The following is an 830-nucleotide window of genomic DNA, read 5'->3' as shown; positions in this document are numbered from 1 at the left end:
TGTTGCCCCCACTGTCAGGCCGAGGCCGCCCAATTGGCCCCTTGGGGCTGGAGTCGAGGTCTGCGCCGTTATCGCTGCAAGCTGTGCCTGCGCACCAGTTCAGTGCTCACCAAGACGCCCATGGCCAGACTGCGCAAGGCCCAATGCTGGGAGGACTACGCCCAGGCACTCATCGAAGGGCTCACCGTCCGGCAAGCCGCGCGTCGCTGCGGGGTCTGCAAAAACACCGCCTTCTTGTGGCGTCACCGTTTCCTAAAGGCCATGGCGAACCATCAGGCGACGCGGGAAGAGGGCATTGTCGAAGTGGATGAAACTTTCTTCCTGGAGTCATTTAAAGGACAGTCCGGATTGTCCCGACCGGCCCGTCACCGGGGTGGGAAAGGCCGCACCCGCGGTACAGGGCCGGACTACATCCCGGTGATGGTGGTGCAGGACCGGGCAGGCCACCTGGCAGATTTCCAACTGGAGAGGCTGGATGCTCTGACTGTCAGGGTGGTGCTAAAACCGCTCATCGCCCCCGATGCGGTGCTGTGCAGCGACGGGGCGGCGGTGTATGCCAGTTTCAGCGAACGGCAAGGCATGACACATCAAGTGGTCCATAACCGTGCGGGAGAGCGGGTGGTGGGTGCGTATCACATCCAGCATGTGAACGGATATCACAGGCGGTTGAAGGAGTGGATGGCGCGGTTCCATGGGGTGGCGACGAGCTATTTGAGGAATTATCTGGGCTGGCGAAGGATGTTGGAGCGTTATGGGCAGGCAGTGGATATCCCGCGTTGCTTGCATGAGGCGCTGGGGCGCCCCATGCAACACGTAATTGGGACATAGCC

1 protein-coding gene is annotated in these 830 nt (G+C 61.6%); it reads left to right on the top strand.

Features of this window, described 5'->3' with window-relative positions:
- Positions 1–828: IS1595 family transposase (locus LG30_RS0107865; protein WP_033130158.1), on the top strand; the 828-nt coding region annotated here is incomplete at its 5' end.
- Positions 829–830: the final 2 nt, after the last annotated feature.

This window comes from Aeromonas aquatica (assembly GCF_000764655.1).
Lineage (GTDB): Bacteria > Pseudomonadota > Gammaproteobacteria > Enterobacterales > Aeromonadaceae > Aeromonas > Aeromonas aquatica.
This window is presented reverse-complemented; position numbering and strand designations above follow the sequence as displayed.